The following is a 941-nucleotide window of genomic DNA, read 5'->3' on the forward strand; positions in this document are numbered from 1 at the left end:
GCGTCGACGCCCTCGGGGGCGACGTACCGCCCGCGGCCGCGGACGCCCTCGTCGGGGCCGCCGACGCGATCGGGGAGTACGTGCGGACCGGCGACGAGGAAGCGCTGACGCGCGCCAACGATCGCATCGACGACGCGACCGGCAACGACCTCGATCCGACGGGGACGTGAGGAGAGGGGCGGTCCCGCGCCGTCCGTCCGCCCGCGAACGGCTCACTCCGCGCCGGGATCGACCACCGTGTTCGAGAGGGTTCCGACCCCCTCGTAGGTGATCTCGACGCGCTCGCCGGGTTCGACGAGACCGGGGTTTGCGGGGCTGCCGAAGGCGATACAGTCGCCCGGTTCGAAGGTGAATCGCTTCGAAAGGTACGAGACGATCTCGTGTGGTCCGAACAGCATCAGCTCCGTGTTGGCGTCCTGACGCGTCTCGCCGCCGACGGTGGTCTCGATGTCGAGGTCCGTCGGGTCCACGTCGGTCTCGATCCACGGTCCGAGCGGTGCCGACCCGTCGAACGCCTTGCGCGCGGTCCGGCCCTGTTGGTCGAGCGCGTCGACGTCGTTCATGACCGTGTAGCCGCGCACGACCTCTGGAACCTCGTCGGGTTCGAGGTCGCGGCAGCGCTCGCCGATCACCGCCACCAGTTCGCCGGCGTAGGTCAGTTCGTCGGTCCACTCGGGATACCGGATCGCCTCCCCGTGCGCGAGCAGGCTCGTCGGCGGCTTGATGAAGAAGTCCGGCTCCTCGGGCCGCTCGTAGTCCATCTGGTCGAGCGTCTCCGCGTAGTTACGGCCGACGCAGTACAGCGCACTCGGGTCGCACGGGGGGAGCAGCCGCCCGTCGCGACCGACCTCGTAGCGGCCGTCGTCGGCGACGATCGTGCCGTCGACGTGGCGGCCGGCCACGGGACCGTCGGGCGGTGAGCAGTCGAGCGAGTCGCATGC

At 70.5% G+C, this 941-nt stretch carries 1 pseudogene; it reads right to left on the reverse strand.

Annotation, left to right across the window (positions count from 1 at the left end):
- Positions 1-212: 212 nt before the first annotated feature.
- Positions 213-939: pseudogene (locus BN903_RS02320) on the reverse strand (fumarylacetoacetate hydrolase family protein).
- Positions 940-941 lie beyond the last annotated feature (2 nt).

Source organism: Halorubrum sp. AJ67, from assembly GCF_000513435.1.